This window comes from Vibrio sp. St2, assembly GCF_947311885.1.
Taxonomy (GTDB): domain Bacteria; phylum Pseudomonadota; class Gammaproteobacteria; order Enterobacterales; family Vibrionaceae; genus Vibrio; species Vibrio coralliilyticus.
Genome location: NZ_CAMZNA010000002.1, coordinates 436789 through 462570, shown reverse-complemented (window position 1 = coordinate 462570; position 25782 = coordinate 436789). Strand labels below are relative to the sequence as shown.

Here is a 25782-nt window from a genome sequence, read left to right as displayed (position 1 = left end):
CGTGATCAAAATCAACTTTAAAATGAGTACGTACCCATTTTGTTGTTTTTGGTGATCAAGATCGCCATTTTGAGTGTTCTAACAGTTACCGTGCGCAAAGTAATCAAATCAAGTGACAGTAATCACAGTAATGGTGAAGAAATGCCTGGTGTCAGATCCTTTTAAGTATGATGAGTACGTGATTTACGGCACTATGCTATCAGGTGAAATTTAAAAATGGTTACGTACTCAAGCTTTGCAATTGTTGCTATTTATATATTTATAACCATACTGATCAGCTACTTAGTTAATAAACGTGGCCGTGCTGGTGGGGATTTTTCTACTGGAGATAAGCAGTTTGGTTGGTTTACTGCTGGGGTTTCGATTCTCGCGACTTACATTAGCGCAATGACGTTTGTAGGAATGCCAGGTTGGGTGTACAGCTCAGGTATGGAAGCGATGAGTATCCACCTCAACTATCCCATCGTAATTTTCTTTGCGGTTATTTTCTTTGTTCCAGTGTTCTATAAGCTCGGTCTGACCTCAATTTATGAGTATCTAGAGCTGCGCTTCGGTGTTTATGCCAGAACGATCAACTCAATGGTGTTTCTGATTGTTCAGTGTATTTCTGCTGGCGTGATCCTGTATGCCGTCGCCCTGATTCTTGTCCAGGTTCTGCCCGTTTCTATTTCCGAAGCTATTATCTATATCAGTCTTTTTACTGCTTGCTACACCTATGCGGGTGGTATATCAACAGTCATCTGGACAGACATGCTTCAATCTGTGGTGTTAGTAATTGGAAGTATTGCCATACTGGTTATCTTACTGATGGATATCAATACCGCAGAGCATCTTTCGAAGCAGCACCTCAATATTATCAATGCAGACTTTGATCTGGGCATTGATACAACATTATGGGCTGGGGTGGTTGCTGTGAGCTTTCTACATTTAAGTGTTTATGGCACCAATCAGCTCATTATTCAAAGAACATTGGCAACCAAAAATGAACACACTGCGCAGAAGTCGATGCTGCTGTGTGGGTATGGCGCCTTTTTCATTTACCTCTTTTTTGCCTTGATCGGCGTATTGCTCAGTGTGTTTTATCAAGATCAAAGCTTTGATAATAGTAATGAAGTGATTCTAGATTTCGTTTTTAATCATACAAATCCAGTCGTCGTAGGTTTGATTATTTCGGCATTGGCTGCCGCTGCGATGTCGACGTTGGACTCTACTTACAATTCGATGGCAACAGTAGCTACATTCGATATCTATAAACGTTTTATTCAACGCGACGCAACAGCTCAGCACTACGAGTCAGTTGCGCGTAAGACGAGCCTTCTTGCTGCGGCGATGGTCGTCGTGCCTGCGTTACTGGCAGTATCCAATGAATCTGTTTTGAAAACTATTGCCAGCCTCACGTCCATTTTTGTCGGCATTCGACTAGGCTCATTTGTGCTTGGTTTGTTTTGGTCTAGGTCGAACGAGATAGGGGTGATTGTAGGCAGTATTACCAGTGTATTTGCCGTGTTTGCAGCAAGGTATGCAGAGGTGGCTTGGCCTTGGTTTGCGCCAATAGGCACTGTTGTTTTCTTAGTATTTGGCGTAATAGCGAGTCGATTCTGGGGGCGAATTACCTCTCAACAGGCGTCTTTTATTCGAAATCAAAAGCATCTTTTTGCAACGCCTAACATCAGCCATTATGGTTTGCTGCTGTTTGCCATCGTCTCTATTTCTGCTTGTCTAATTCTTCCTGACTGGCTTTATACTGCATTGTCCTAATGTTTAGATATCTTCAGACTGGTGCTGATTATCAGTGAACAGAGGTTATTCGCAGAGCTGCTGATTTATAATGGTAATTGGTCAACTTAGTAGTACTCATTGTCCAACAACAGAACCTCCAGAGCGTTGCTGGATCCTTTTGTAGGACCGCCCACCATCTCGTCATAGGCGCTTGTGTGTCGCAAGTATTGTTTAGTGACATTTAGCTTTGAACATTTCTTTTGCATTTCAACGACAGATAGAGCTTTCAGCATCTGCCCCCGCTCATCCGATACATAATATTCTTGCCCTTCTATAACGACAGATGCTTGATACAGTGACAAATCCAGAGAATGAATGATCAATTTATCGATGAAGAAGAATTTCTCTAGCTTACTCAAACTCATTTTCATGGTGCCCACCAGTAATTATCTAAAATAATTGATATTGCTATACAGATTGTTCGTACAAGTCTTTGATACGAGGAATCCTATGAAAAAGATTAACTTAGTCTGGTTGAAACGCGATCTGAGACTAACGGATCATGCTCCGCTTAATGCAGCATTATGCTCTGATACTCCAACTCTGATTTTTTATCTCTTCGAACCAGACCTTCTAGCAAACGCACATTACTCAGAACGACATTGGCGTTTTGTATGGCAGTCACTCAGTGACATCAACGGCCATTTAGAGTCTTTCAATGCCAAAGTGTTGGTTGGTGGATGTGATGTACTGAGTTTTCTTGAAAAGATGGCGAAACAATTTCAGATCGAAGCTCTCTATTCGCACCAAGAAACTGGTCTAGACGTGACATTTCAGCGAGACAAACAGGTTTTGAAATGGTGTGAAGGCCGCCAAATTAGTTGGTATGAGTTCGCTAATGGTGCTGTGGTAAGAGGTTGTAAGGAAAGACAACATTGGGATAAGAATTGGCAGAGGGTGATGCGCGCACCGATCGAATCTAACGCATTGAGTGCTGACGCTCTTCTTCCAAATCTCAACGATGATTTTGGCATTGTTTTCACTCCTCCTGAAGCATGGTTGAGTAAGGTGCCCGGTATTCAGACTGGGGGTGTTAAAGTAGGCTGGGCAACGTTGAATGACTTTTTTACTCGGAGGGGCAAGCACTACTATTTCTCTATCTCTAGCCCTTCGGCTTCCCGGGAGGCGTGCTCACGATTGTCGCCTTATTTGGCCTGGGGGAATTTGTCACTGCGTGAGGTGTATCAGTTTCTACTGAGTCACTGGAACGACAAAGGAATGAGAAGAAGCTTAATTGCATTCTCTTCACGGCTGCATTGGCATTGTCACTTTATTCAAAAATTTGAGTCGGAGCATCAGATGGAATTCAGATGCGTCAATCGAGGCTATGAATCACTGATCCAACATTCAGCCAAGACAAACAACGATCATCTCACAGCATGGAAAGAGGGCAATACTGGCTATCCTTTGGTTGATGCTTGTATGAGATGTCTCGCACATACTGGTTATCTGAACTTCAGGATGAGGGCGATGCTCGTCAGTTTTTTAACCCATCATTTGGCTCAAGATTGGCGTAACGGAGTCGCTCATCTCGCGTCTTTATTTCTGGACTTTGAGCCTGGTATTCACTACGCGCAATTTCAAATGCAGTCCGGCGTTACAGGTATCAACACAATAAGAATCTATAACCCGACCAAACAAGCAATTGACCATGACCCCGATGGAGTGTTCATTAAAAAATGGGTACCAGAACTTAAGGACATCCCGATTCCATTGCTTTTTGAACCTTGGAAGATGAGTGCAATGGAAGCGCTAATGTATGACATCGAAGGATCTAGCATTTACCTAAATCCCATCATTGATCTTGATACAGCAGGCAGGGAAGCGAGGGACAGACTTTGGGCATGGAAGAAGAAAGAAGACGTGGTTTTGGAAGCAAAAAGAATATTGTCCACTCATGTCAGAAGCAGTTGATCTAATGGGATAAATGAACCGTAAAAGTGGATTATATCTCTGTAATTCTTGGAGCACGTTATGTTGAAGCCAACCTTGATAGTGACTGCAATACTGTTTCTGATTCTTTCCTATTTAGCCGCTTAGCTGCGTGCCTGTTAATTCTGATGTCTTAAATGGTTTAGATAACGTTCAATGAAAGATAAAAATTTTACCAAATCTCAAATCACTGCCATGGATGAGCGAAAGAGAGCTAGGCTAATAAACAGTTTGTCGGGATTTAAAAGCGCCAACTTGATTGGAACCCAAGATAAATTCGGCAACAACAATCTCGCAATTGTCAGCTCTGTTGTGCATATAGGTTCTTCTCCTCCTCTTCTTGGTTTTGTCAGCAGACCAAACACCGTTGACAGGCACACTCTCGAGAATGTTTTGCAGTCTGGTTTTTTCTCTATTAACTCAGTCGAATCTGACATTGCAAGAGCAGCACATCAAACATCAGCACGATACTCGAGAGCACAGTCAGAGTTTGATGAGACAGGTTTAACACCGTATTTTTCTGAGCGTTTCCCCGCTCCATATGTGTTGGAGAGCAACTTAAAAATCGGTTTAAAGCTCAGTGAATACATTGATATCACTGCAAATAATACATGCTTAATTATTGGAGAAGTGGAGGAAATACTGATACCGGATCAGTTTATCCAACCAGATGGATACGTCGACATCGAATCGATGGAAGCGGTCACAATCTCAGGGCTGGATAGTTACCATGTAACTCAAAGGTTGTATCGACTGAGCTATGCAAAGCCCAATTTGTCGTTACATCCACTAACGTTAGAAGGGGATCCTTCTTCTTGGGCGGCTTTGAAATCGGAAACAGATTGAACAAATTCAATGATGTTATTAACACATCACTCAAAATAACATCGAAATTATATTCATCTTGTCAACTAATTAGTTAATAAGTATTAGATTGCTCCCATAAATGACTTTTATATAAGTTGTTAATATGTATAATCACCGCGTTTTATAACTAAATTGTCAGTTGTTGGAGTAACAATGTTTAGAAGCTCTATAGTTAGTGCTTTAGTACTAGTCGCACTAACTGGTTGTCAGAGCACAAACACGTCTATACAAAAGGATGCAAATAACCTAAATAAACAGTTCGAGATTGATGTCAATAATACTACTTATAATATGGCGTTCGATCAGTCTCAATCTATGGTGACATCTGTTGAGTATATTTCTCGTGAGCAATCAAAAGGGATATACACTAAAAAGGCGAAAAGTGGTCTGTGGTCGCAAGAGAAAGTTGAGCATCAAACTCAGCTATTAAATTCTCTTTATTCGAATGGTGCATTTATTGTACGAGTATACGGTGAAACAATTAACTCGGTTAGCCGCGATTTGTACAAAGTTAAATTAGTGCAAGATGGAAAAGTCGTACAGCTCGGTGTATTTGATGCTGTAGGAGATGTTCCAAATATGGATTACCCATCACGCCTGTGGCGTAACGATTCCAAACTTGCGACCAATGGTTTAGATACCAGTGAGCCTTTTGAAATCCAGGTAATTACTGGTGAAAACATCGAAAGGTATCATTATCAGCCGAATGCTAAAGGCTGATAAATAGCTTAAATTCTTGAGCACGGTTGAATGTGCTCAAGAATGTTTCACTTCTTTTTACATTCCATACTGAAATGGCTTTCCTGCCTCCACCATATCCCGATGTATTGGCTTTAGTGCATGTGCATAAGCGGATAACAGCTTCATCGTGTACTCACTACGAACATGAAAGTTCACATCATTTACGCTCCCGTCTGGATTGAACAGACTTTCCACGTTGCGAAAGATTAAGTGGTCCGGAATCAGGCACACGTGATTATTCTTACTGCCGGTTAAACGAAGCTCACTAATTGGATAAACCCCATTAACACTGGCCGAGATACTGACGGCTAAAGCAGGTTTGTGTGCCATCTCTTTAGCAGTCGATAGCATTAAAAAGTTCTTTAGAGCTGGTGTTGCCATACCGTGCCACTCTGGGGTGATGAAAACAAACGCATCACTGTCTTGTAGCTGGATGGCAATCTTTCGCCAAGGAGCCCATTCCTCACTACCTGTCCATACGCCTTCATTCCATAACGGTAAATTGAGCTGGTGGAGATCGAGAATATCGATATTCGTAAAATCAGCCTCTGCCAGTGTCGATAAATAATGGGCTGCTTTTAGGCTTTGTGAGTCAGCACGCTGGCTGCCTGAGATAATGGTAAGTTTCATGCGAGTTCCTTTTTACTATTAATAAATGATGTGTTTGTTTTAGTTGCTGAATAGGTCGGGGCTGAGGCTGCCAGCAAAATTGAAACTAATACGCTTAGGGCACCGATAAGCTGAACCCAGGTCAGAGTCTGACCAAGGATCAAGTAACCGAGGACCACAGCAGATACACTGCTGAGAAAGCCAAGGAATGAGACAGACACTGTGCTGAGCTTTTCAATTCCACGGAACCAGAGTGAGTAGGCAAGCATGGCGCCAACAATTGCCAGATAGCTGTAACCGACAACATTGGTTAACGTGATTTGTTGAGGTAGCCCCTCTGTACTGATGGCGACAGGGAGTAGCATCAGCCCTCCAAACAACAGTTGCCAGCCAGTGAAGCTCAGCAGGGACATGTTTGAAGGTCGCCCCCACTTTTTCGTTAACACCACGCCTAGCGCCATGCTAACGGTACCGAGCAGCCCCATGACAACTCCCGAGGTATTGAGTTGACCTGGGTTATTGACCACAAGCATGGCGATGCCACCTATCCCCAAACCACTAGCGATTATTTGCGTGAAAGTTAATGTGTTTCTCAACAAAAGCACGCTCAGTCCCATAACCAGAATAGGCTGGATGGACATAATCAGAGCCGCCATACCTCCGGGTAAGTATGTGGCAGCATAAAATAGGCAGTAGAAAAAAAATCCGATGTTGAGTAGGCCAAGTACGGCCAGTTTCGTCCACCAACTTCCATTTGGAATCGAGCGAGAAAACAACACCAATACTATCCCAGCAGGCAAAGCGCGCAGCATCGATGCTAACAAAGGGCTGTTGGCAGGCAGAAGTTCAGTGGTGACGATGTAAGTGCTTCCCCAGACCATGGGCGCTAATGCCGTAATGGCTAACGTCGCTATTCGTTGTGTGCGTGTCATTGGTGCCTCCTTTCGTTGTATTCTATCTTTATAAAAAGTATCTTTTATGAAAGATACTTTTTATAAAGTAATGGTGATTTGTCTTTTTATCAAGTATCTTTTTGAAAAGATAAATTAGTAGAGGGATGAGATATGCAAGATCCTGTCGACCACATCTTGAAGCAGTGGGGCGATGTGAAGCCTGAGTTGGATTGTTCTGACATGGGAATTGTCGGTAGACTGATGCGTGTTCATGGGCTCTGGCACAGTCAATTGGAACATGTGTTTAAGCAGCACCAACTGAGTATGTTGGAGTTTGATATTCTCGCGACATTAATGCGAAATCAGCAACCGCTGACCCCGACTGAAATGTACAAAACCCTGATGATTTCCTCAGGCGCTATGAGCACTCGGATTGAAAAGTTGGTCCAACGAGGCTTGGTTGAGCGATTAGCAAGTGGCGATGATAGACGCAGTTGTAAAGTAACGCTTACCCAGCAGGGTGCTCAATTAGTCGATGAGGCTTTAGCATCACACTTATCAAATATGAACGGAATGTTGAGCATGTTTGATGAGCAAGAAAAAGCCCAGCTGGCTAATATGATGCGAAAAGTACTGCTCGCAAATCAGTGATTGATGGAATTGAGGTGGTAGGGTAATCGCTACTTTGCCACCGGTATCGCATGAATCAAAATTCCCTTTTGTTTACCTGACATCAGTTTGGGTTAAAGATCCAATTTCTTAATATTGAAACGGCTTGTTGTAATCCTACAGCCGTTGGTTTATTCGTCACTACAAAGTGTCAGACTTCTCACTGATTGCACATCATCTGAGTAATTTTTAGATCGTTTTTAGGGTTGTAATTGTGAGCCTGATTCTAAAATTTTTTCTCCTCCCCTCCGTCTACGCCTACTCAATCAGTTTTATAGGATGAGGAAATTAACTGTTTTAAAAATATAACGTTAGCTTGAAGCGATTTAACCAAACAGAAAAGTTTATCGCTCGTGGAACGTGAATATAAATGGAAATAAAAATGAACATCAAGCTAACAAAACTGAGCCTAGCTATGGCGTCACTTGGGCTTTTGGCAGGTTGTAATGACCCGCTAGAAGTCAACGTGATGGATGGCTACATCGAAAAGGCATCTGTCTGGCTGGACGTCAACGGAAATGGTCGACAAGACCGTTATGAGCCGTCAGCCGTCACTGATAAAGACGGATATGCTGCCATTGACCTTGAAGGTCTGATCATCGAAGACGAAGACGTTTATCTTGTCGCTAAAACCCAACGAGGCGTATCGATTGACGCTGATATTCCGGGTGTCGCTGTGACAAGGGACTATACCTTGATGGCACCGAGCCATTACTCTTTGGTGACACCATTCTCGACTTACATTGCTGCGCAAATGCAGCAAGGTGTCAGCGAACGTAAAGCATTACGTAAACTGCGTCGACAACTCAAACAGCCACATCTTGACCTTGAAAGCGATTATGTTGATCAGCAAGAGATGGTCGTCGCAAGAAGCGCGAAGGCGTTAACGCAATTACTGCCTGAGACCATTGAAGAGAAGGATATGGAAGCGCTAGCGGATACGTTGGAGCTGGGTAGTAAAGCATTAGGAAAAGAGCTTAAACGTGGTCGTGATGAACTGCTTAACAAGACGTTAATGCTGGATGAGCGAGGTGTGCCGGTTATTGCGCAAGATAGCGATGGTGACGGTGTAGCCGACGCGATTGATCTGTTCCCAACCGATATTAAAGAGTCGGCAGATGCCGATAATGACGGTATTGGCGATCATGCGGATACGGACGATGATAATGATGGTTTCAGCGATGTTGTCGAGTTAGAACTCGCTAGCGACCCTTACTCATCGGCGAGCTTCCCCGCCGATCTTGATGGCGACAAAATCCCAGATGCGCATGATTCAGATATCGACGGTGACGGTTGGAGTAATGAAGAAGAAACTCGTTTAGGAACGGACCCTTACTCGGCATCCAGTCAACCTGCCGATCGTGATGGTGATGGCATCACTGACAGCGAAGACAGTGATATAGACGGTGATGGTGCCGATAATGGCGTGGACGCATTCCCTGAAGATCGATTTGAAAGTAAAGACACCAATGGCGACGGGCTAGGAGACTTTGCCTCTAGCGACGATGATGGGGATGGGATTCCAGACAGCATCGATCCAAACCCAACCAGCCCAGATAACAGTTCATCCGAGCCTGCGCCTGTCTATTCTGAATCGGTCATTTACTACAAACGAGATGACGGTAATTACGCGGGCTGGGGACTGCACCTGTGGAATAACGCATCTTGTGACGCAGTGTCGCCTGACGCCTTAAACGGCGTAGATTGGGGCAACCCATACGTTTGGGGAGAAATCGACCCGCAATATGGTGCTAAGTTTGTTGTACCACTCAAATCCGATCACGGTGCATGTATGAACTTCATCGTGCACAAAGGTGACGAAAAAGCGCTGGGCGGTGATGATCTGAAGGCTGAATTTGCTAAAGGTAATACACTTTATACGACACACGGCAGCTCAGTCGTCAAATACTCACCAGATGAGCAAATTGTGGTGAAACTTGACGGTGCAGCTGCTCACTGGCTCGATGTTAGTTCCATTGCTTGGTTTGATCATAGTGAAGCAGCCAGTTACCAAATCTGGAGTCGTGCTGCAGGTAACGGTGATATCAACCAGCCAGAACAGTTTATCAAATACGACATTTCATTTGCTGGCAACGTTGATAATCCTGACTTTCCACACTTGAAAGATCGTGTCGATTTCTATCTGGATGTTGATACTGAGACGGCTAAAGCGTTGCTGAAAACACAGCTAATTGCAGTGGCACTCGATGATGAAGGTAAACCGTTGGTCGCAACTCGTGTCCAGATTCCGGGTGTTGTCGACACGCTTTACACCGCAGGGCCAAATGATGCGGATGAAGCAAAACTGGGTAGCTGGATTGAAGGCGATAGTGCGAACTTTGCGCTTTGGGCGCCAACAGCTCAAGATGTTGAACTGTATTTGTACGATCAGGATAAAGCACTAATCGCACAATCGCCATTCAGTTTGACTGTCGACTCAGCAACTGGCATCTGGCATTACCAAGGCGATGCTTCACTGAAGAATGTGTTCTATCGTTACCGTGTGAAGGCTTACCATCCGAAAACCGACCACGTTGAGTGGATGATGACTACTGACCCTTATTCTCTCTCTCTGAGTACGTCCAGTTTGCACTCTCAACTGGTTGATCTCACCGATGATGAAACCAAACCGGCAGGTTGGGACAGTCAATCGATTCCAGAGCTGGAGAATCCAGAAGATCACATCATTTACGAGCTGCACGTACGTGACTTTAGTGTCAGCGATACGCAGGGTACACCAGCAAACAACGGTAAGTATCTGGCCTTCTTAGAAGATGAACGCGACAGTGTTAAGCAGTTGAAGTCGTTAAAAGAAGCTGGCCTGACAACGATCCATCTTCTACCGACTTACGATTTGGCTTCCATCCCTGAAGATCCAGCGAAGACGGTGAATCTGACCGATACCGTAGAAAAACTTTGCGGCATTAATCCTGATGCCAAGTTGTGTAGCGATGGCACTTCACGCGGTGCAACCATTCTGTCTTTGTTAGAACAAACGGATCCTAATAGCGGCGAGGCGCAGGAATTGCTCGCAGATGTTCGTCCACTGGATGGATTCAACTGGGGTTATGACCCATTCCACTACAACGCACCAGAAGGCAGCTATGCTGTTGCAACTGATGGCATTCCGCGTATTCGTGAGTACCGTCAGATGGTGCAGAAGCTTCATGATATGGGCTTCAGAGTGGTGCAGGATGTTGTCTACAACCATACCTATTCGTCAGGCTTGTATGATAAATCTGTGCTCGATAAAGCGGTGCCAGGTTACTACCATCGCCTGAATCCGATCACGGGTGCTGTCGAGAACTCAACCTGTTGTGATAACACTGCGTCTGAGAACCGCATGTTCGAGAAACTGGTGGCAGACAGTGTAGTGATGTGGGCTCAGGACTATAAGATCGATGGCTTCCGCTTCGATTTGATGGGACACCTGATGAAGTCGAGCATGCTGCACGTGTATGAGAAAACCAAGTTAGTAGATGAAGATACTTGGTTCTATGGCGAAGGTTGGAACTTTGGAGAAGTTGCTGATGGTCAACGTGGTGAAAACGCAACCCAATGGCCGATGGCGGGTACAGGCATAGGGACTTACAACGATCGTCTACGTGATGGTGTACGCGGTGGTGGTCCATTCGATAGTGGTGATGCCTTGCTTGAAAATCCGGGTTTTGCTAACGCGGGTAGCCGATTCAATGATGATCTGAAATCGAAGATGGATCTTATCCGTTACGGTATGACAGGTAATCTGCAAAACTACCCGTTAGAAACGTATAGCGGTGCCACTGTGTACGGTCGTGACTTCCAGTACGGAGGGCAGGGTGCGGCTTATACGCTCGATCCTCAGGAATCCATTAACTACGTTTCAAAGCATGACAACCAAACGTTGTGGGATTTCAACCAGTACAAAGCCGATGCCAGCGCTACGCCAGCGGACCGTGCACGTATGCAGATCGTAGGTCTATCAACTGTAATGCTCGGACAAGGTGTACCATTCTTGCACATGGGGTCTGAATTACTGCGCTCTAAATCCATGGAGCGCGATAGCTACGACAGTGGTGATTGGTACAACAAAGTCGATTTCAGCAAGCAGACGAATAACTGGAACATTGGTCTGCCACGTGCTGACAAAGATCAGGCTAACTGGAGTGCTATCCAATCAATCATTAGCAACCCGAATACCGTGGCAACTCCGGAGCATATTGCTTGGACAGACAAGGTCTTCAAGGAACTGCTGAAGATTCGTTCCGGCACGCCATTGCTTCGTTTAGTGAGTGAAGAGCAAGTCTTGAAGCGTGTACGTTTCCATAATACTGGGCCGTCGACATTACCGGGCATGATTGTGATGTCGGTGAATGATGGGGTGAGTGTAGGCGCAGACCTTGATAGCAACTTCGACTCAATTGTTGTTGCGATTAATGCCAATACTTCAGCACAAACCATTCAGATTGCTGGAGCACAAAGCTTTGAGTTGCATCCTGTGTTGAAAGCCTCGTCTGATTCAGTCGTTAAGCAGGCGAAGTTTGGAGACGGCGCTTTCACTATTCCACCATTAACTGCGGCTGTCTTTGTCCAGACACAAAATGGTGCGCAAGGAGAAGGGCTGAATATTGATAGTAAGCCAGTTGATGTCGCGCCTTACGGTTCTACAAAAGTATACGTTCGTGGCTCAATGAATGGCTGGAGTACCAGTGATGAAATGGCCTATCAGGGTGACGGTGTGTACGCCTTTGAAGGCTACCTCACTCCGGGAGAGTATGAGTTCAAACTGGCTTCTTCTGACTGGAGTACGATCAATCTTGGTTTTGGTGGCTTCTCAACTGGCAACGGTTCCGTAACACTTGAGGATGCAGGTAATGGCAATATCAAGGTGACAGTGACCGAGCAAGGCGTGTACAAATTTACGTTAGACGCTTCAGACCAATCCGCGTTGGTAGTATCTGTTGTAGATACAAATCTTGACTATGCCTGCTATCAGGATGACAGCAAAGCTTGTGATCTGAGGATCTATCAGGTGATGGTAGAGTCATTTGTCGATGGAGACCCAGACCATAACTATGGTGTGGGCTACGGCAATTCGCACCACAATGGAGACCTTCAGGGCGTCATTGACAGTCTTGATTACATTGCAAGCTTAAACGTGAATGCGTTGTGGCTAACACCTGTGTTTGATTCTTGTGCGGGCCAGGCTGGTGATGATCGCCTTGACGCCACAGGCTATTTTGCTTGTGACTACTTCAATGTCGATCCTAAATTTGGCACGAATGAGAAGCTGAAAGAACTGGTTGATGCTGCTCACGCTAAAGGTCTATACGTGCTTTTAGATGGGGTGTTCGGTCATACTAACCTTACTGGTGTGAAACCTTCCCCAACGGGTAAGCTACCAAGCCTGAGAGGGGAAGAGGGTTACCCGGGTATGTATGTGAATTACCCAGATGCAGCGAGTGAAGCCTTCTTCACAGAGGTGGCAACTTATTGGGTGAAAGAGTTTGGTATTGACGGCTGGCGTCTCGACCAATCTTATCAGCTTCCACTAGAGGCATGGCGCAACATTCGAGCTGCAGTAGAGCAAGCCTCACTGGACAATAAGAATGCTGGTAAGCAATGGGGAACACTGGGCTACATGGTCGGTGAAGTCTGGAAAGGTGCAGATGAGATTACGGCAACAACCTATGGCAGTGACTCACAACCGGGCCTTTCGTCGGCGTTCAACTTCCCGTTACGTTACGGCTTAGTTCAAGCTCTGGCGGTTGAAGAATCAGGGGCGAGCAACAATGCCCGTGTTTTGGATGCAGAGTGGAACAGCCGCGCCAAATCGCCTTACCATGCGATGCCAAATTTAATGCTTGGTAACCATGACTTGGTGCGCTTCGGTGACCTGATTCAGCGTGGCAATCTTGGTGAAGCAGTCAAGCGACACAAAGCCGCGTTTAGCTTTCTAGCTGCTTACTCTGGACCAATCACACTTTACTACGGTGAAGAGATTGGTGACGAAGTCGCTAACTTCTCGAACAAGGTTACATCAGATTGTGCTTCTCAGGGGCTGTGTGATGATCATGTCGCTCGCTCAAGCGCGAAAGTGCAAGGAGTGACTGGGGTGACGCTGACTGCTGAGCAACAAGATGTGAAAAACTATCTGACTCAAATTATGCAGGTTCGCAGTGAACATCCGGCGCTTTATGCGGGTGAACGGCGCAACTTATGGTTGGATGACAACCTGTATGCTGACCTGAAAGTGAATGGTGATGAGCAGATCATCTATGTGCTGAACACATCAACATCGGAACAAACACTCAATGTCGACTTAACAAGAGTCAAATCGACAGACGAATTTGAAGACTTGATGAGTGGTGAGCTGATTAATGTTCAGGCAACATCCGGTGCGGTTTCTGTTCCAGCTCTGACAGGGCGACTTCTTTTAATCAAATAGTCATTTGTCATAAGAAGTCGACTGAAACGAAAAAGGCTCTCCTATGTGGAGAGCCTTTTGTTTTAGAGTCCAATTATCAATGCAGCTGTTGATAAACATTTAATGGTTGAGTCTTTTGGTCATGACCAAGTCCAATGTTTTATTTCTGGTGAATCACTTGGTTGGTAGGTTTCTTATTCTGAAGTTCGTCCAGTAGTAGCTGTGTGTGAACATAGAGGTAGCTTATCGCCTCTTTTTTCTCTGGCTCTGCGTGAATCAACCGGCACCAGTAGGTTATCTCTTGAAGGCGAGACTCTAGGTCTTCTGTATTCATGATTATTTACCAACAGTAAAAGATACACTTTAGTGTACACATTATGCATGTGTGTGTATATTTAATTGTTTTTTAATATGATACTGATATCATTTGTTTTTTGGGAGAGGTCGGGCCTCGCTTTATGACCAAAAGGCACATAAATGAAGAACAACAGTGAGCAACTGGACATACTCAGAGACAACATACAGTTTGGCCTAAATAAGAGTAAAGAAACCAAGGCGTCATTAAGTCGCAAAACTGGTGTTACGCGTTCAACTATCTATAAAATACTTGATGGCAAGGTTGAAAGAGTGCAGACCTCGACGGTTGAACGCATTGCTAACTTTTTTGGAACAACCTGTCATATCATTCAAAATGAATCCCTAGAAGATCTTCTATCTGAAACACCTGTCGTGTCGGTATGCGGAAACAAGAACCCAATTGCTGTTCCGATTCTAAGTGAAATGGAGTTCATCCAGAAAAGTGAATATTACATCGGCGACCTGGTCACTGATTATCCCCTGACCTATCACTTTTCTGAAGGGAGTAACATCGTAGCGATTCGAGTGGGTCAGGTTTTGTCTAATTATTTTACCAAGGGCAATCTACTGATTATTGATCGCTCGAATCACAATGAAAAAGAGCTGAGTAAGCTCATTGTTCGCGGTGGTGCATTGCATTCTCTTCCCCCTAACACTTCTCTTTTAGAAGGCGATTTTCTTTTTGGAGTAATACTCGAGGAACGTTTTTGTGTTTAATAAAAAATATAAATTGATTGGCTTTAATGGTGCCCCTGAAATGATGGCTAGCGTGATGATACGGGGAACTGGAAAGGTCGTGAATATGCCCGCTAAAGATCTTATTTCCAGTGAAGTTGCTGATGATCTAAATCGAAATGAATTAGTTGAAGTATGTAAGAAAGTTTATTCAAAATCGAGCTTTGAAGGAGCATACGAGCTAGAGGACAGACATGAAAGTTATTGGATGAGTTACTCTTTTCTCGTACTTTGTCTGTGTTCTCTTTTTACATTGTCAAACATTACTGGAATTAAACCTGTAGAAATATTCAACACAGGCTTAATTGTACCTGCCGCAATATTTCTTTACCCAATTTCATTTATATTTGTTGATATATTAAACGAATACTTTGGTTTAAAGCTCGCCAGAAAAGCCATCATACAATCGACAGTGGTCAATGCCGGGATACTCGTTCTTCTCTATTTATCCACCACTATTCCTAGCATAGGCCCGTGGCAAGCGATGGATGAACAGTATACTTCGCTTGTCACGAGTATGACCTCAGTGTTCTTAGCTTCTTTAAGTTCTTACTTTATTTCTGAGAACATCAATGCTTACGTCCTGAACAAAATAAAGATCGCCACACAATCTCGATGGCTTGCCATTCGAGTCATAGCAAGTACCAGTATCGCATCTGTAGTGGATAGCGCACTATTTATTAGTATTGCATTCTTTAATGTACTACCAAATGACGTGCTGTTCGTAATGTTTCTCAGCCAGGTTACTATTAAGATCTTATATGCACTGTTCAGTGTCGCGCCAATTTATTTCGCAAGGAAATTGTTTTCCCGCTTAATCAACGTCAAGGAATTAAATAATAATGACAACCTATGATAAGAACCTAGGTAAAAAAAGCGAGTATATCTCTCAGTATCAACCTGAGTTACTCGATCCTATCCCAAGACAAAAAGGCAGAGATGAGATTAAAGACCTTAAGGTCGCCACTCATGCTGGGTATGACTTATGGACGGCTTTTGAAGTGTCGTGGTTGAACAATAAAGGTAAGCCGATCGTCGCAATCGCGGAGTTTCTTATTCCTCACACGTCCAACAACTTGATTGAATCGAAGTCATTCAAATTGTATTTAAATAGCTTCAATCAAACACGTTTTGAGTCGAAAGATATTGTTGTTGAGAAAATGCAGTCCGACTTAACTAATGCTGCTGGTGCTGAAGTGACGGTGTCATTTATGGATGTAGATGAACCACAACAAACCTCAATAAATAAGCAATTTGATTGCATTGATGGTTTGGATATCACCGTAGACTCGTTTGAGTATGATGCGGATTCGCTCTCCGGAAGCACTGTGGATGAGTATGTCTCTGAATCTTTATGTTCTCACCTCTTAAAATCGAACTGTTTGGTGACGAATCAGCCAGATTGGGGAAGCGTATACATTCGTTATACGGGAGCAAAAATCAATCATGAGAGTCTTCTCAAGTACCTAATTTCATTTCGTGAACATAATGAGTTTCACGAGCAATGCGTCGAGCGTATCTATTCTGATATCAAACGATGCTGTGCTCCTGAAAAGCTGACAGTTTTTGCTAGATATACGCGACGAGGCGGTCTTGATATAAACCCTTATCGTAGCGACTTTGAAAGCGAAATCTGCTCTGGTAGAAATCCGAGACAGTAACCAACGGCATAAACTAAAAAGCCTGCTTGAAAGAGGGACTGAACCCGAATTGAGCTTAACTTGCAGGTCCGTTGTTCAGAGCAGATGTCTTGCTTACATCTGCTCTACCAACACCGCTAAATATTTGGGCTAAGTGGTATTAAATCGTCAAAGCTTGCGTCCAGTTCGATGCCAAACGTTTCTTTTAAAACACGAAGATAGCCTTCGTCCTCAGCAATCTCTTTTTCCTCTGTATGCTCGTTTGTTTTTATCTTTAACGTTCCGTTAAGCAGCGTGATGATGCCGTTATCTGTGGTTATTGTTGCCACCCGCTTTTGCAAGAAGGTGGAGTCAGGGCTGGTCGAGGTGTAGAAATTGCTGCAAGCAATATCGCTTTCGCAAACGTGAGTGAAATCCAGGCTATAAAGATCAATCCAGTTATTGTCTATTTTTGCCTGAAGCATGGCACCAAACAGAACATGCTTTACAAACCGTAAGGTCTGTAAGTCGGTGGTGATTTCCCTGTCGAAAACAACGGGTATAGGCGCACGTGGAGTCTGAGCCCCGAAGCCAACATCGACAATCCATTCCTGCCCCTCAAGCACAACGAGCGATACCTGATGGCTGCGGCTGGATGGTTCTGGCCCAAGATGTACCCGACCAAGCAGCGGTTTTGCATCAAAGCCAAGACTCTTGAGAGCACTAAGAAGTAAGGCGTTCACTTCAAAGCAGTAGCCTCCACGTTCACTCAGAACCAGTTTCTCGAACAAAGCGTCCTCAGATAAATGGATGGTGCGACGTAGCGCTACATCAAAGTTTTCAAAAGGAATTCTGCGATGTTGAGCACGATGGAGGGCAGTGAGATCGTCGATTGTGGTTTGGGGTATGTATGACAGACCGATCTTAGAAAGATATTGGTTTAGTCTGCTTGAGTCCATTGAACAGCTCCGTTGTTAATGAGAAATAACACGTTAACAGAAGAGGTTTAATTAATTCAATCCGAGCCTTGATGATTGCGAGCTAAGTGACTGCCTAATAGAAACTGATAGGGAGGTAAAAATCGAGTTCAAAGTGCTCATCGTCATGTAGGAAGTGGTTCCTATGATAGTGAACATACGCTGGTGTTGACCCCAATTTAAAGCCAGATTCGGGTAACCATTGTTCATGAACCTTACTGATTTGAGGAAGCAGCTCTCCATACACTCCAGTGAGACGAAACACGGCATGTAGTCCACCTGGTATCACTAACTGATTAACCACACCTCGAACCTTGATTGGTTTGTCTATCTCGATACACGCTACGTAGCGACAGTTATCCAGTTCAACCAACGCTGGGTTTGAATGATGCAGACCGTATTGACGTGATGTGTCACGCCCCTCGCTGCTTGCCCACGCATTTAAGACTCGCCAAGCATTTTTTACGGTTCGGCTGTAACCTACATGGCGAACATAGGCAGCGAGGCGATCGGAGGTTTCGATAATTTTAGGCTCGGGAAGAGTTTTCTTTGCGACGCGATAATAGCCTGCGGCGATTTCAGGATCTTTGAGATAGGGCTTATCGATGTTTTGTTGCTCGTGCTTTCGCCATTCTCCTGGTGAGACACTGAAAGTGGATTTAAATGCGCGGCTGAACGAAGAAACAGAGTGAAAGCCACATTTGTTGGCGATGTCCAATACCGAGGAATGCGGATCAAACATTAGTTGATTTGCGGCGTACTCCATTCGTGTTCGGCGAATATACTGATGGATGGATTCTCCGACAACCTGCTTAAAAACGCGGTGAAAGTGTTGCTCAGAATACGCTGCGATGTCCGCTAATTCCTTGGCTGGTAAGGATTTACTGATGTCTTTATGAATGTGATAAAGCACGTCATTGATTCGGAATATGTGTTGTCGGCTCATAAAGAAAAATAGCATAAATGGACATGTTGAACAGCATAAACGGACATCCTATTTTCATCAATGGGTTATACACTTCATTAACGTCTTTTCGACGATAAAAATTCTAAAATTACACTCAGGAACTGTTATGGAAATCGCTCGCTCCCTGCAACAAATCTCGTCGTCTTATATTCGTGAAATTCTCGCTGCCGCATCGGATAAAAATGTCATCTCGCTTGCGGGTGGCTTACCAGATGAAAGTACATTTCCAATTGAACTAATGAAGCCAACACTAGAAAGCCTTTCATCAATGCCGGAAGTTTTCCAGTACGGGGCAACTGCAGGTTACGCCCCACTTCTAGAGTTCCTGACAGAGTATTTTGAGTTGCCAGAGACGCACTCAGTAATGGCGTGTACAGGATCGCAGCAAGGGCTAGACCTGATCGCTCGTGCTTATGTAAACCCAGGTGACAAAGTGGTCATGGAAGCACCTAGCTACCTTGGTGCGATGCAGGTGTTTGGTTTGGTTCAGGCGGATATTGTCACTGTACCTCAGACGGAGGCGGGCCCTGATTTACAAGCGCTTGAGAAGAGCTTCGCTGAACAATCACCTAAGATGTTCTACGCCGTACCAGATTTTCATAACCCAACTGGTGTGTGCTGGACGTTGGAAACTCGTCAGAAGGTCGGTGCGTTGTGTGAGCAATACAATGTTGTTCTGATTGAAGATGCACCGTACCGTGAACTAAGATTCTCAGGTCAAGCGATTCCATTGGTCTCTGATTTCTGTCCGCAACACTCTATTGTGCTGCGCTCTTTTTCAAAGATTGCGTCTCCGGGTCTGCGAGTTGGTGTCGTAAGCGGTAAGAGTGAATATCTGGAACCCCTCATCAAGATCAAGCAAGGTGCTGACTTACACTCAAGTGTTCCTATGCAAGCGCTACTTCTGGGCTTACTGAAACACCAAGGCTTTGAACAGCACATTGGTACGGTTAGAGACTTGTACCAATCTCGCTATGAGAAGCTATTTGCTGAGCTGCAAAAGCAACTACCAGCTGGCTGCGAAGTGAAGCCTGTTGAAGGAGGCATGTTCATTTGGGTGACGTTGCCATCTTGCGACACATTTGCACTGGCAAAAGCGTTACTAGGGAATGGCGTTGCGGTTGTGCCAAGCCCAGTGTTCTATCCAAATGCAGATGAAGCCAAGCCCGCATTAAGACTTAACTACACTAATGCCTCGCCAGAGGAGCTGACGGTAGCAGTCGAGCGTCTTGCTAAAGGCTTGAAAGCGTCCATCAGCGAGCCTGAACTCGAAAACGCGTAATGAATGCAAAAAAAGCCCCCACTCATTGAGAGTGGGGGCTTTTTCATTACTGAGCCTAGACTCTAGCCAGCAAGCAGTTCAAAAGACTCGGCTATCTGGCGGGCGGTTTCTCGGGCATGCTTTTGTACGCCGATAATGGTCGCCGAAGCGTAGCCAGACCATTCCCCATAACCAATCAGCCATAGGCCTGAATGCTGAGTAGAGCGGGTGCCTTGAGTCAAACTTTGTAGATCCGTATTTAGCTGTAAGCCTTTCAGGTGGTTGAGCTGAGTCTTAAATCCTGTGCACCAGATAACTGCATCAATGGCAATGCGTTTGTTAGCCGTGATAATCTCATGCTCGCTAAAAGATTCAATGTCTTCTTCACGAATCAACACTCCGCGTTCACGTGCTTCTTTGACCGAGTCAACCATGACGATTTTGGAGAAGTCATCGGTGTTTTCTAGCTTTTCACCCTTCATCGCAGCGTAATAACGTTTTGTAGAAAGCTCGAATAAGTAACGGCCATCCAGTTCATCATCGAGGTAATCGAGAGGGCGATTGGTAAACCAGTGCGTATTGGCGACTTGAGATACTTCAGCCAATATCTGAGATCCTGAGTTACCGCTGCCTATCACCGCGACGTTCTTACCAGCGAATATCGCATTGTTTTTGTAGTCTGCAGAATGTACCTGATCACCTGTAAAACGCTCTAGGCCGGGGAAAGTTGGAATGAATTGGCCTGAAAAGTTACCGGTTGCGGATACAACGGTTTTCGCGAGGAATTCACCGCTATCTGTTGTGATATGAAAAATGTCTTCGACCTTAGTGACATCCAGCACTTTCACAGGACGTTCAATACGAAACTGATAACGCTGCTCATATTTGCCGAAATAGTCGATCACTTCATCACGGCTAGGGTAAGCCTCGCGAGTTTTAGGCATCATAAAACCAGAAAGCGAGCTGTACTCCTTTGGTGAAAATAGTCTCAGACTATCCCATGCATGTAACCAAGCGCCGCCATGTGTTGGATTCGCATCTAAGATCAGTGGGTCAATACCATTTCTTTTCAAATAGTAAGCGGTCGATAGCCCAGCTTGCCCTGCACCAATAATGATTACTTGCTCGGTCATGTTTACCTTCCCACACCAAAATGTTGATGAAATCTAAATTTCCAGAATATTCGAAATTTAAAGTTTTGTGACTGGTTCGTCAATATATTTCGACAAAATTGGAAATTTAGATGTGAATGATGAAATACAAGCCTGAAGAAAGAGGGGAGTGTGATTCACTTAAAATGTGTTTATCAACATAAAGATAGCAAGAGCGATGAACAATAAACCTGTGGCAACCTCGATCCAATGAGTTTTCGCTTTAATAAACTGGGCGGCATAACTGCCAGCAAACGCGTAAATAAGGTGTACGGAAAATGTACATAGTAAAAGGATTACAGTGAGCTCTATACCAGTTTGTAAGCTATTGGCTTCAGTGTTGATGAAAGCGGGCAGTAGTGCGACAAAAAAGACAATAGTTTTGGGGTTAAACACAGATAACACCACCCCAGAAGTGAATACGGTAGTACGGTGAGTGGTTTGCGGAGCATCATCACCTTCACTAGGGTGGGAGCGCAGTAAGCTCACAACACCAAGATAGAATATGTAGACAGTTCCTATGAATTGAACGGCTTTGAACAGCGATTGTGAACTTAAAATGATGGCTGATAACCCAAGAATCGTAGCTGTAGCAACCAGCGCCATCCCGGTAATAATCCCGCACATAAGAGGAATGGTGCGTTTGGTGCCTTTAATAATCGAAGAATTGATGACGGCAAGAGTGCCGGGGCCTGGTGTACCTGCCGCGATTAGGCAAGTCATGATATAAGCGAGCATGTCAGTGTGTTGAAGCATCTTGGTTTTCCTATCTCTTTTTCCACCATTTTTCTGTGTTTCATGCTTTCGAGATAGGACGATATTGGCGTTTTAAGCTCATTTTATTGCTTGGCTTTCGTTCAAATATAAGAGCTTTCTTTGTTATTTCTATAATTATTAGATAGTTAGGTTAACTGTGAGTAGAAAAGTAATAGGATGAAATTGACTTGAAGCCTTTCTCAAACTCGATTAGCGTTAAGTAATAGAATGATCAAGGAGGGAGTCTGGGTGAATTCAACGTATTCGCAAATCAAATGCTTTGAAGGCATCGAGAGTGTCTATGCCCATTACAAAGATGAGCACTTTTCTCCTCACGTTCACGAAGGTTATGCCATCGGCATCATTGAACGTGGTGCACAGAAATTCTTCTACAAAGGTGGCAATCACTTGTCTGGTGCTGGCTCTTTAGTGGCAGTAAATGCGGATGCCATCCACACTGGGCAATCAGCCAGTGACAATGGGTGGAGCTATCGTGCCATTTACCCAACCCCTGAAGTGGTGAACAAAGTGTTGGCTGATTACACCGATGGTCGCCACTACAGCCCTTCGTTTCAGACGCCAACAATTGAAAATCCGGCGTTGACGAACCACTTACGCACCTTATTTGAATACTCGGATATTGATGCGCCTGCTCTGGTGCTGGAATCCTTGTTGATCACTTTTCTCTCCAATCTTGCCCGTGCCTCCGGTTCTAAGTTGCCTGATAGCGAGGCGACCAGTGCAAAGGCAAACATTGAACGAGTGCGTGATTATATTAGAGAGTATTCACACCAAAACTTAACCATCGATGAGCTGGCAAATCTGGCTGGCATTAACAAATACACATTATTGAGACAGTTTAAGCAGGCTTACGGTTTGGCACCTCATCAATATCAGATACAGCTGAGGATTCGCCATGCTCAGACACTTTTGCGTCAAGGTGTGGCACCGTCGATTGTCGCGACAGATTGCGGCTTCTACGATCAAAGCCACTTGTCTGCTCACTTCAAAAAAGCCCTCGGCGTGACGCCTAAGCACTATCTCAATGGCATGCAGGTGTGCCGCCGTTAGTCAGAAAGCGTAATCAAAAGATCAATAAGCGTGTCCAATTCTTCTTTTGCACGCCCTTCAAGCGGGTAACCCATATTAATTCTCACACAGTCGGAATAGAGATCGAGAGTGGTAAAGAGATGCCCTAGGCGGATATCAATTTTGTGAGTTTCGATTTCGCTCTGTAACTGTTTACTGTCCAAACCCGGAGCTTGGATCCAAAGCACCATACCGCCTTGTGGGTTGCTGATCTTTATGTGCTCGGGCAACTGCGCGGTTAGATAGTCGAGATAGTCTTTTCTTAGCGAAAGTAGCTTTTGCTTTCTGCGTCTGAGTTGCTTGGCGTACTGGCCAGAATCAATGAAGTCAGCCACGGCTAACTGAACCGGAGTCGATACTCCATAGCAACTCGCTCCAAACTGACCTTGATAGGTTGACTGGTAACGACCGGGTAAGCACCAGCCTAATCGATAACCCGGAGACAGGCTCTTTGAAACTGAGCCGCACCAGAGAATATAACCAGCTTGATCGTAATATTTTGCAGGCAAAGGCGTATGCTCAGAGTAGGAGAGCTCTAGGTAAACGTCGTCTTCAATCACGGGAATCTGGTATTGATTTGCTAAGTGCGCCAGCGTTTGTTTTTGCTGAGCCGACATGCTGATCCCCTGTGGGTTCATATGAGAAGTACAGAAAATACCCGCCTTGACATTGCTTTGCTGAAAGTGTGCTTCCAGTTGTGCTAAATCGATGCCGTCGTCTAAAGAGGGAATCTCGACAATTTTTCGTGCCATCTGACCAAGTAGTTCGATGATGCCGTTGAAGCATGGTGAACTGATTGCGATGGCATCACCTGTCTCAGTGCAGGATTCAATCGCTGCTTTTATCGCTGACATACAACCAGCCGTGACGACAAGATCACTGGCAGAAAAGTGTACGCCTACTTTAGAAAAGTGAGTCGATAATGCCTGACGCAGCAAAGGCTCTCCCTGAACATCAGGATAGTGGTTGAGTCGGTCGCCCATTCGACGCAAAGCTCGGCGAAAACTGCGTTCGAGCTCTGTTACGGCTTGTTCATCATTAGCGGTACTGGAAACACCTAATGGGCCTCGCAGTGCAGAATGTACGGAATTGAAGTTGCGGACTGTTGATACGGTGCTGACAAACTGTTTGAGCTCGGGGGTCTGATGGGAGTGCTGGCGAGGTGCGACGAAGTAACCCGCTTGAGGGCGGGACTGGATCCAGCCTTGTGACTCCAACTCCTGATAGCAACTAACGGCGGTCGACATACTGACAGAGTGCTGCTGTGAGAGTTGCCTTAAAGAGGGCATTTTGTCCCCTTCACACAGCTTAGCGTGTTGAATATCTTCAATGAATTGATTGGCTAACTGCTTATAAATGCTCATCATCATAACAACTGTACTGGTTTTTATTTGAAAAATTGTATCTGTATCCCTTTTTGCTCGCAAGCGATACTCATATTCACAGAATGAATGGAGGGATAACAATGAAGAAAAACGACCTAATACTTGCGGTATTCGTCATGGCTATTTGGGGATTCAACTTCTCGATGATCAAAATGGGGATTACCAATGTTCACCCACTGATTGCGACAGCCGCCCGTTTCGCGCTTGCGGTGATCCCGGCGATCTTTTTCATCGCCAGACCAAACGTGGCTTGGCGCTATCTGGTCAGTTATGGGTTAGTGTTTGGCGTCGGGATCTGGGGCATGGCGTCTTGGTCGATTACTGCGGGTTTGTCTTCCGGAATGTCTTCGGTTTTGCTGTCGAGCAACGTATTGATCGGCATGGCGGTCGGGCTTTTTGTCTTTAAAGAAAAGTCGTCACCTCGAAAATTGATGGGGGCTTTGCTTGCTATGGTCGCGCTGCTGGTGCTGGTGTCTGCGACCAACGGTAATATTACTGCTTCAGGCCTTATGCTGATTATGATTGCGGCAATCAGTTGGACCTTAATGGGAGTCATCGTTAAAGCTTCCAAAACCAAACAGGCTTTTGCATTTAATGTATGGGGAATGTTGTTTGCGCCTGTACCGCTCGTGTTGTTCGCGACGGCATTGCACGGTGAACAAATCCTTTGGCAAGCGTATGAAAACTGGGATATGAACACGACAATTGCAGTGGTTTTTCAAGCTTACCCAACAACCTTGTTTGGTTACTGGGTCTGGAATCGAACGCTGATTAAGTACCCGTTAAGCACCGCAGCACCTTTGACTTTGCTTGTTCCAGTATTCGCTTTAGTCAGTGGCTATTTCATGTATGACGAAGTGCTTTCTATGCCGCAAGTCATCGCGAGTGTGTTATTTCTGCTAGGCATCGGTTTGATTGTAAAACCTGCCACGGAAAAACACAGAGCTGCAAGCGCTAAGTTAGCAGGTCAAAGTCGATGAATGGATTTATTCATTGAGCAAAGATCAAGATGGGTGAGCAGAATTTTGCTCGCCCATTATTTTTGTGAGCGAGAATATTGGTAAGGCACGTTACGTCGTTTGACGGGTGTTGATTTCACAATGGAGGTATTGGTTTCAGCCAGAGAGGATACTTTGTCTAGGATTTCATCCAATTGCTCCATTGTGCCGAAACGCATCCGAGCATAAAAACAATCTTCACCAGTGACTTTGTCGCATTCAATAAACTCTGGCGTTTCGATGATCATGGCTTCCAGCTGTTTTATCTTTCCTGGTAGTTGACGCATACGTACGATCGCTTCAAGTGGGAATCCTAAATTTTCTGGTGCGAGTTGAACCCGATATCCTGAAATAACGCCGAACTCTTCCATACGTTTGAGTCGCTCGTTAACGCTCGGAGACGACATTTTCACTTCTCGGGCTAGCTCTGCGACTGGCATTCGCGCGTTATCGTTAAGTAAGTCGAGTAGTTGGCTATCGATGGCGTCCAGCGTCCAATCTTCGTTTTTAAGGTTCTTACGCATATTTGTCTTCCTTTTTTAAGCCTCACTGATAAATGAGCTTCATTTCGCCATGCCTTTGTGGGGGATT

22 protein-coding genes are annotated in these 25782 nt (G+C 44.8%); 12 read left to right on the top strand and 10 right to left on the bottom strand.

The annotated features are described in order from the left end of the window. Positions 1-216: 216 nt before the first annotated feature. Positions 217-1758 (top strand): sodium:solute symporter, encoded by a 1542-nt coding sequence (locus tag QMA41_RS08560; RefSeq protein WP_281629382.1) that lies wholly within the window; start codon positions 217-219, stop codon positions 1756-1758. Positions 1759-1844: 86 nt separating this feature from the next. Here QMA41_RS08560 and QMA41_RS08555 read toward each other — a convergent pair whose 3' ends face one another. After that, complete coding sequence (locus tag QMA41_RS08555; protein ID WP_171339552.1) at positions 1845-2150, bottom strand: DUF6482 family protein; 306 nt, start codon at positions 2148-2150, stop codon at positions 1845-1847. Positions 2151-2229: 79 nt separating this feature from the next. Here QMA41_RS08555 and QMA41_RS08550 point away from each other — a divergent pair, with 79 nt between their 5' ends. From QMA41_RS08550 to QMA41_RS08540, 3 genes are all read left to right on the top strand, one after another. Beyond that, positions 2230-3693 carry a deoxyribodipyrimidine photo-lyase gene (locus QMA41_RS08550; RefSeq protein ID WP_281629381.1) on the top strand — a complete coding sequence of 488 codons (1464 nt, stop codon included), beginning with the start codon at positions 2230-2232 and terminating at the stop codon, positions 3691-3693. A 174-nt stretch (positions 3694-3867) separates the two neighbouring features. Next, complete coding sequence (locus tag QMA41_RS08545; RefSeq protein WP_038159882.1) at positions 3868-4557, top strand: flavin reductase; 690 nt, start codon at positions 3868-3870, stop codon at positions 4555-4557. 174 nt (positions 4558-4731) lie between these two features. Beyond that, entirely contained in the window at positions 4732-5298 is a 567-nt protein-coding gene (locus QMA41_RS08540; protein ID WP_281629380.1) for a hypothetical protein, read from the top strand. 57 nt (positions 5299-5355) lie between these two features. Here QMA41_RS08540 and QMA41_RS08535 read toward each other — a convergent pair whose 3' ends face one another. Both QMA41_RS08535 and QMA41_RS08530 read right to left on the bottom strand, forming a co-directional pair. Continuing rightward, the gene (locus QMA41_RS08535) at positions 5356-5949 is read right to left on the bottom strand and encodes an NAD(P)H-dependent oxidoreductase (protein ID WP_281629379.1); all 594 of its coding nucleotides are present in this window, start codon (positions 5947-5949) and stop codon (positions 5356-5358) included. Further along, on the bottom strand, positions 5946-6860 hold the full coding sequence (locus tag QMA41_RS08530; protein ID WP_006961418.1) for an EamA family transporter: 915 nt from the start codon (positions 6858-6860) through the stop codon (positions 5946-5948). The genes QMA41_RS08535 and QMA41_RS08530 overlap by 4 nt, the downstream gene beginning before the upstream one ends. Before the next feature lie 132 nt (positions 6861-6992). On the opposite strand from QMA41_RS08530, the gene QMA41_RS08525 reads away from it, so the two are divergent. Next, complete coding sequence (locus QMA41_RS08525) at positions 6993-7472, top strand: MarR family transcriptional regulator (RefSeq protein WP_006961417.1); 480 nt, start codon at positions 6993-6995, stop codon at positions 7470-7472. A gap of 400 nt (positions 7473-7872) precedes the next feature. Continuing rightward, the gene (gene pulA, locus QMA41_RS08520) at positions 7873-13917 is read left to right on the top strand and encodes a pullulanase-type alpha-1,6-glucosidase (protein ID WP_281629378.1); all 6045 of its coding nucleotides are present in this window, start codon (positions 7873-7875) and stop codon (positions 13915-13917) included. A 139-nt stretch (positions 13918-14056) separates the two neighbouring features. Here the strand turns inward: pulA and QMA41_RS08515 are convergent, their stop codons facing one another. Then, complete coding sequence (locus QMA41_RS08515; protein ID WP_006961415.1) at positions 14057-14230, bottom strand: hypothetical protein; 174 nt, start codon at positions 14228-14230, stop codon at positions 14057-14059. 143 nt (positions 14231-14373) lie between these two features. Here QMA41_RS08515 and QMA41_RS08510 point away from each other — a divergent pair, with 143 nt between their 5' ends. The 3 genes from QMA41_RS08510 to queF are packed head-to-tail and all read left to right on the top strand — an operon-like array spanning position 14374 to position 16649. Next, complete coding sequence (locus tag QMA41_RS08510) at positions 14374-14970, top strand: helix-turn-helix domain-containing protein (RefSeq protein WP_006961414.1); 597 nt, start codon at positions 14374-14376, stop codon at positions 14968-14970. After that, on the top strand, positions 14963-15844 hold the full coding sequence (locus tag QMA41_RS08505) for a queuosine precursor transporter (protein WP_006961413.1): 882 nt from the start codon (positions 14963-14965) through the stop codon (positions 15842-15844). Before QMA41_RS08510 ends, QMA41_RS08505 begins: the two co-directional genes overlap by 8 nt. After that, complete coding sequence (queF, locus tag QMA41_RS08500; protein WP_281629377.1) at positions 15831-16649, top strand: NADPH-dependent 7-cyano-7-deazaguanine reductase QueF; 819 nt, start codon at positions 15831-15833, stop codon at positions 16647-16649. The genes QMA41_RS08505 and queF overlap by 14 nt, the downstream gene beginning before the upstream one ends. Positions 16650-16765: 116 nt before the next feature. Here queF and QMA41_RS08495 read toward each other — a convergent pair whose 3' ends face one another. Then, the gene (locus QMA41_RS08495) at positions 16766-17566 is read right to left on the bottom strand and encodes an arylamine N-acetyltransferase (RefSeq protein WP_281629376.1); all 801 of its coding nucleotides are present in this window, start codon (positions 17564-17566) and stop codon (positions 16766-16768) included. A 94-nt stretch (positions 17567-17660) separates the two neighbouring features. After that, on the bottom strand, positions 17661-18530 hold the full coding sequence (locus QMA41_RS08490) for a GyrI-like domain-containing protein (RefSeq protein ID WP_043009986.1): 870 nt from the start codon (positions 18528-18530) through the stop codon (positions 17661-17663). Between the two features lie 127 nt (positions 18531-18657). Between QMA41_RS08490 and QMA41_RS08485 the strand changes: the two genes are divergently transcribed. Beyond that, positions 18658-19833 (top strand): PLP-dependent aminotransferase family protein, encoded by a 1176-nt coding sequence (locus tag QMA41_RS08485; RefSeq protein WP_038159865.1) that lies wholly within the window; start codon positions 18658-18660, stop codon positions 19831-19833. Positions 19834-19895: 62 nt separating this feature from the next. Here the strand turns inward: QMA41_RS08485 and QMA41_RS08480 are convergent, their stop codons facing one another. Both QMA41_RS08480 and QMA41_RS08475 read right to left on the bottom strand, forming a co-directional pair. Then, positions 19896-20945, bottom strand: a complete 1050-nt coding sequence (locus tag QMA41_RS08480; protein ID WP_281629375.1) for an ArsO family NAD(P)H-dependent flavin-containing monooxygenase — start codon at positions 20943-20945, stop codon at positions 19896-19898. Between the two features lie 159 nt (positions 20946-21104). After that, positions 21105-21719, bottom strand: coding sequence for a LysE family translocator (locus QMA41_RS08475; RefSeq protein WP_038159844.1), 615 nt, complete (start codon positions 21717-21719; stop codon positions 21105-21107). 249 nt (positions 21720-21968) lie between these two features. Here QMA41_RS08475 and QMA41_RS08470 point away from each other — a divergent pair, with 249 nt between their 5' ends. Further along, positions 21969-22790 carry an AraC family transcriptional regulator gene (locus tag QMA41_RS08470; protein ID WP_281629374.1) on the top strand — a complete coding sequence of 274 codons (822 nt, stop codon included), beginning with the start codon at positions 21969-21971 and terminating at the stop codon, positions 22788-22790. Here QMA41_RS08470 and QMA41_RS08465 read toward each other — a convergent pair. Further along, positions 22787-24172: a PLP-dependent aminotransferase family protein gene (locus QMA41_RS08465; protein ID WP_281629727.1), complete on the bottom strand. Its 1386-nt coding sequence runs from the start codon at positions 24170-24172 to the stop codon at positions 22787-22789. The genes QMA41_RS08470 and QMA41_RS08465 overlap by 4 nt on opposite strands. Positions 24173-24273: 101 nt before the next feature. Here QMA41_RS08465 and QMA41_RS08460 point away from each other — a divergent pair, with 101 nt between their 5' ends. Continuing rightward, complete coding sequence (locus QMA41_RS08460; protein ID WP_281629373.1) at positions 24274-25173, top strand: EamA family transporter; 900 nt, start codon at positions 24274-24276, stop codon at positions 25171-25173. Positions 25174-25229: 56 nt separating this feature from the next. Here the strand turns inward: QMA41_RS08460 and QMA41_RS08455 are convergent, their stop codons facing one another. Beyond that, positions 25230-25715, bottom strand: coding sequence for an Lrp/AsnC family transcriptional regulator (locus QMA41_RS08455; RefSeq protein WP_038159838.1), 486 nt, complete (start codon positions 25713-25715; stop codon positions 25230-25232). Positions 25716-25782 lie beyond the last annotated feature (67 nt).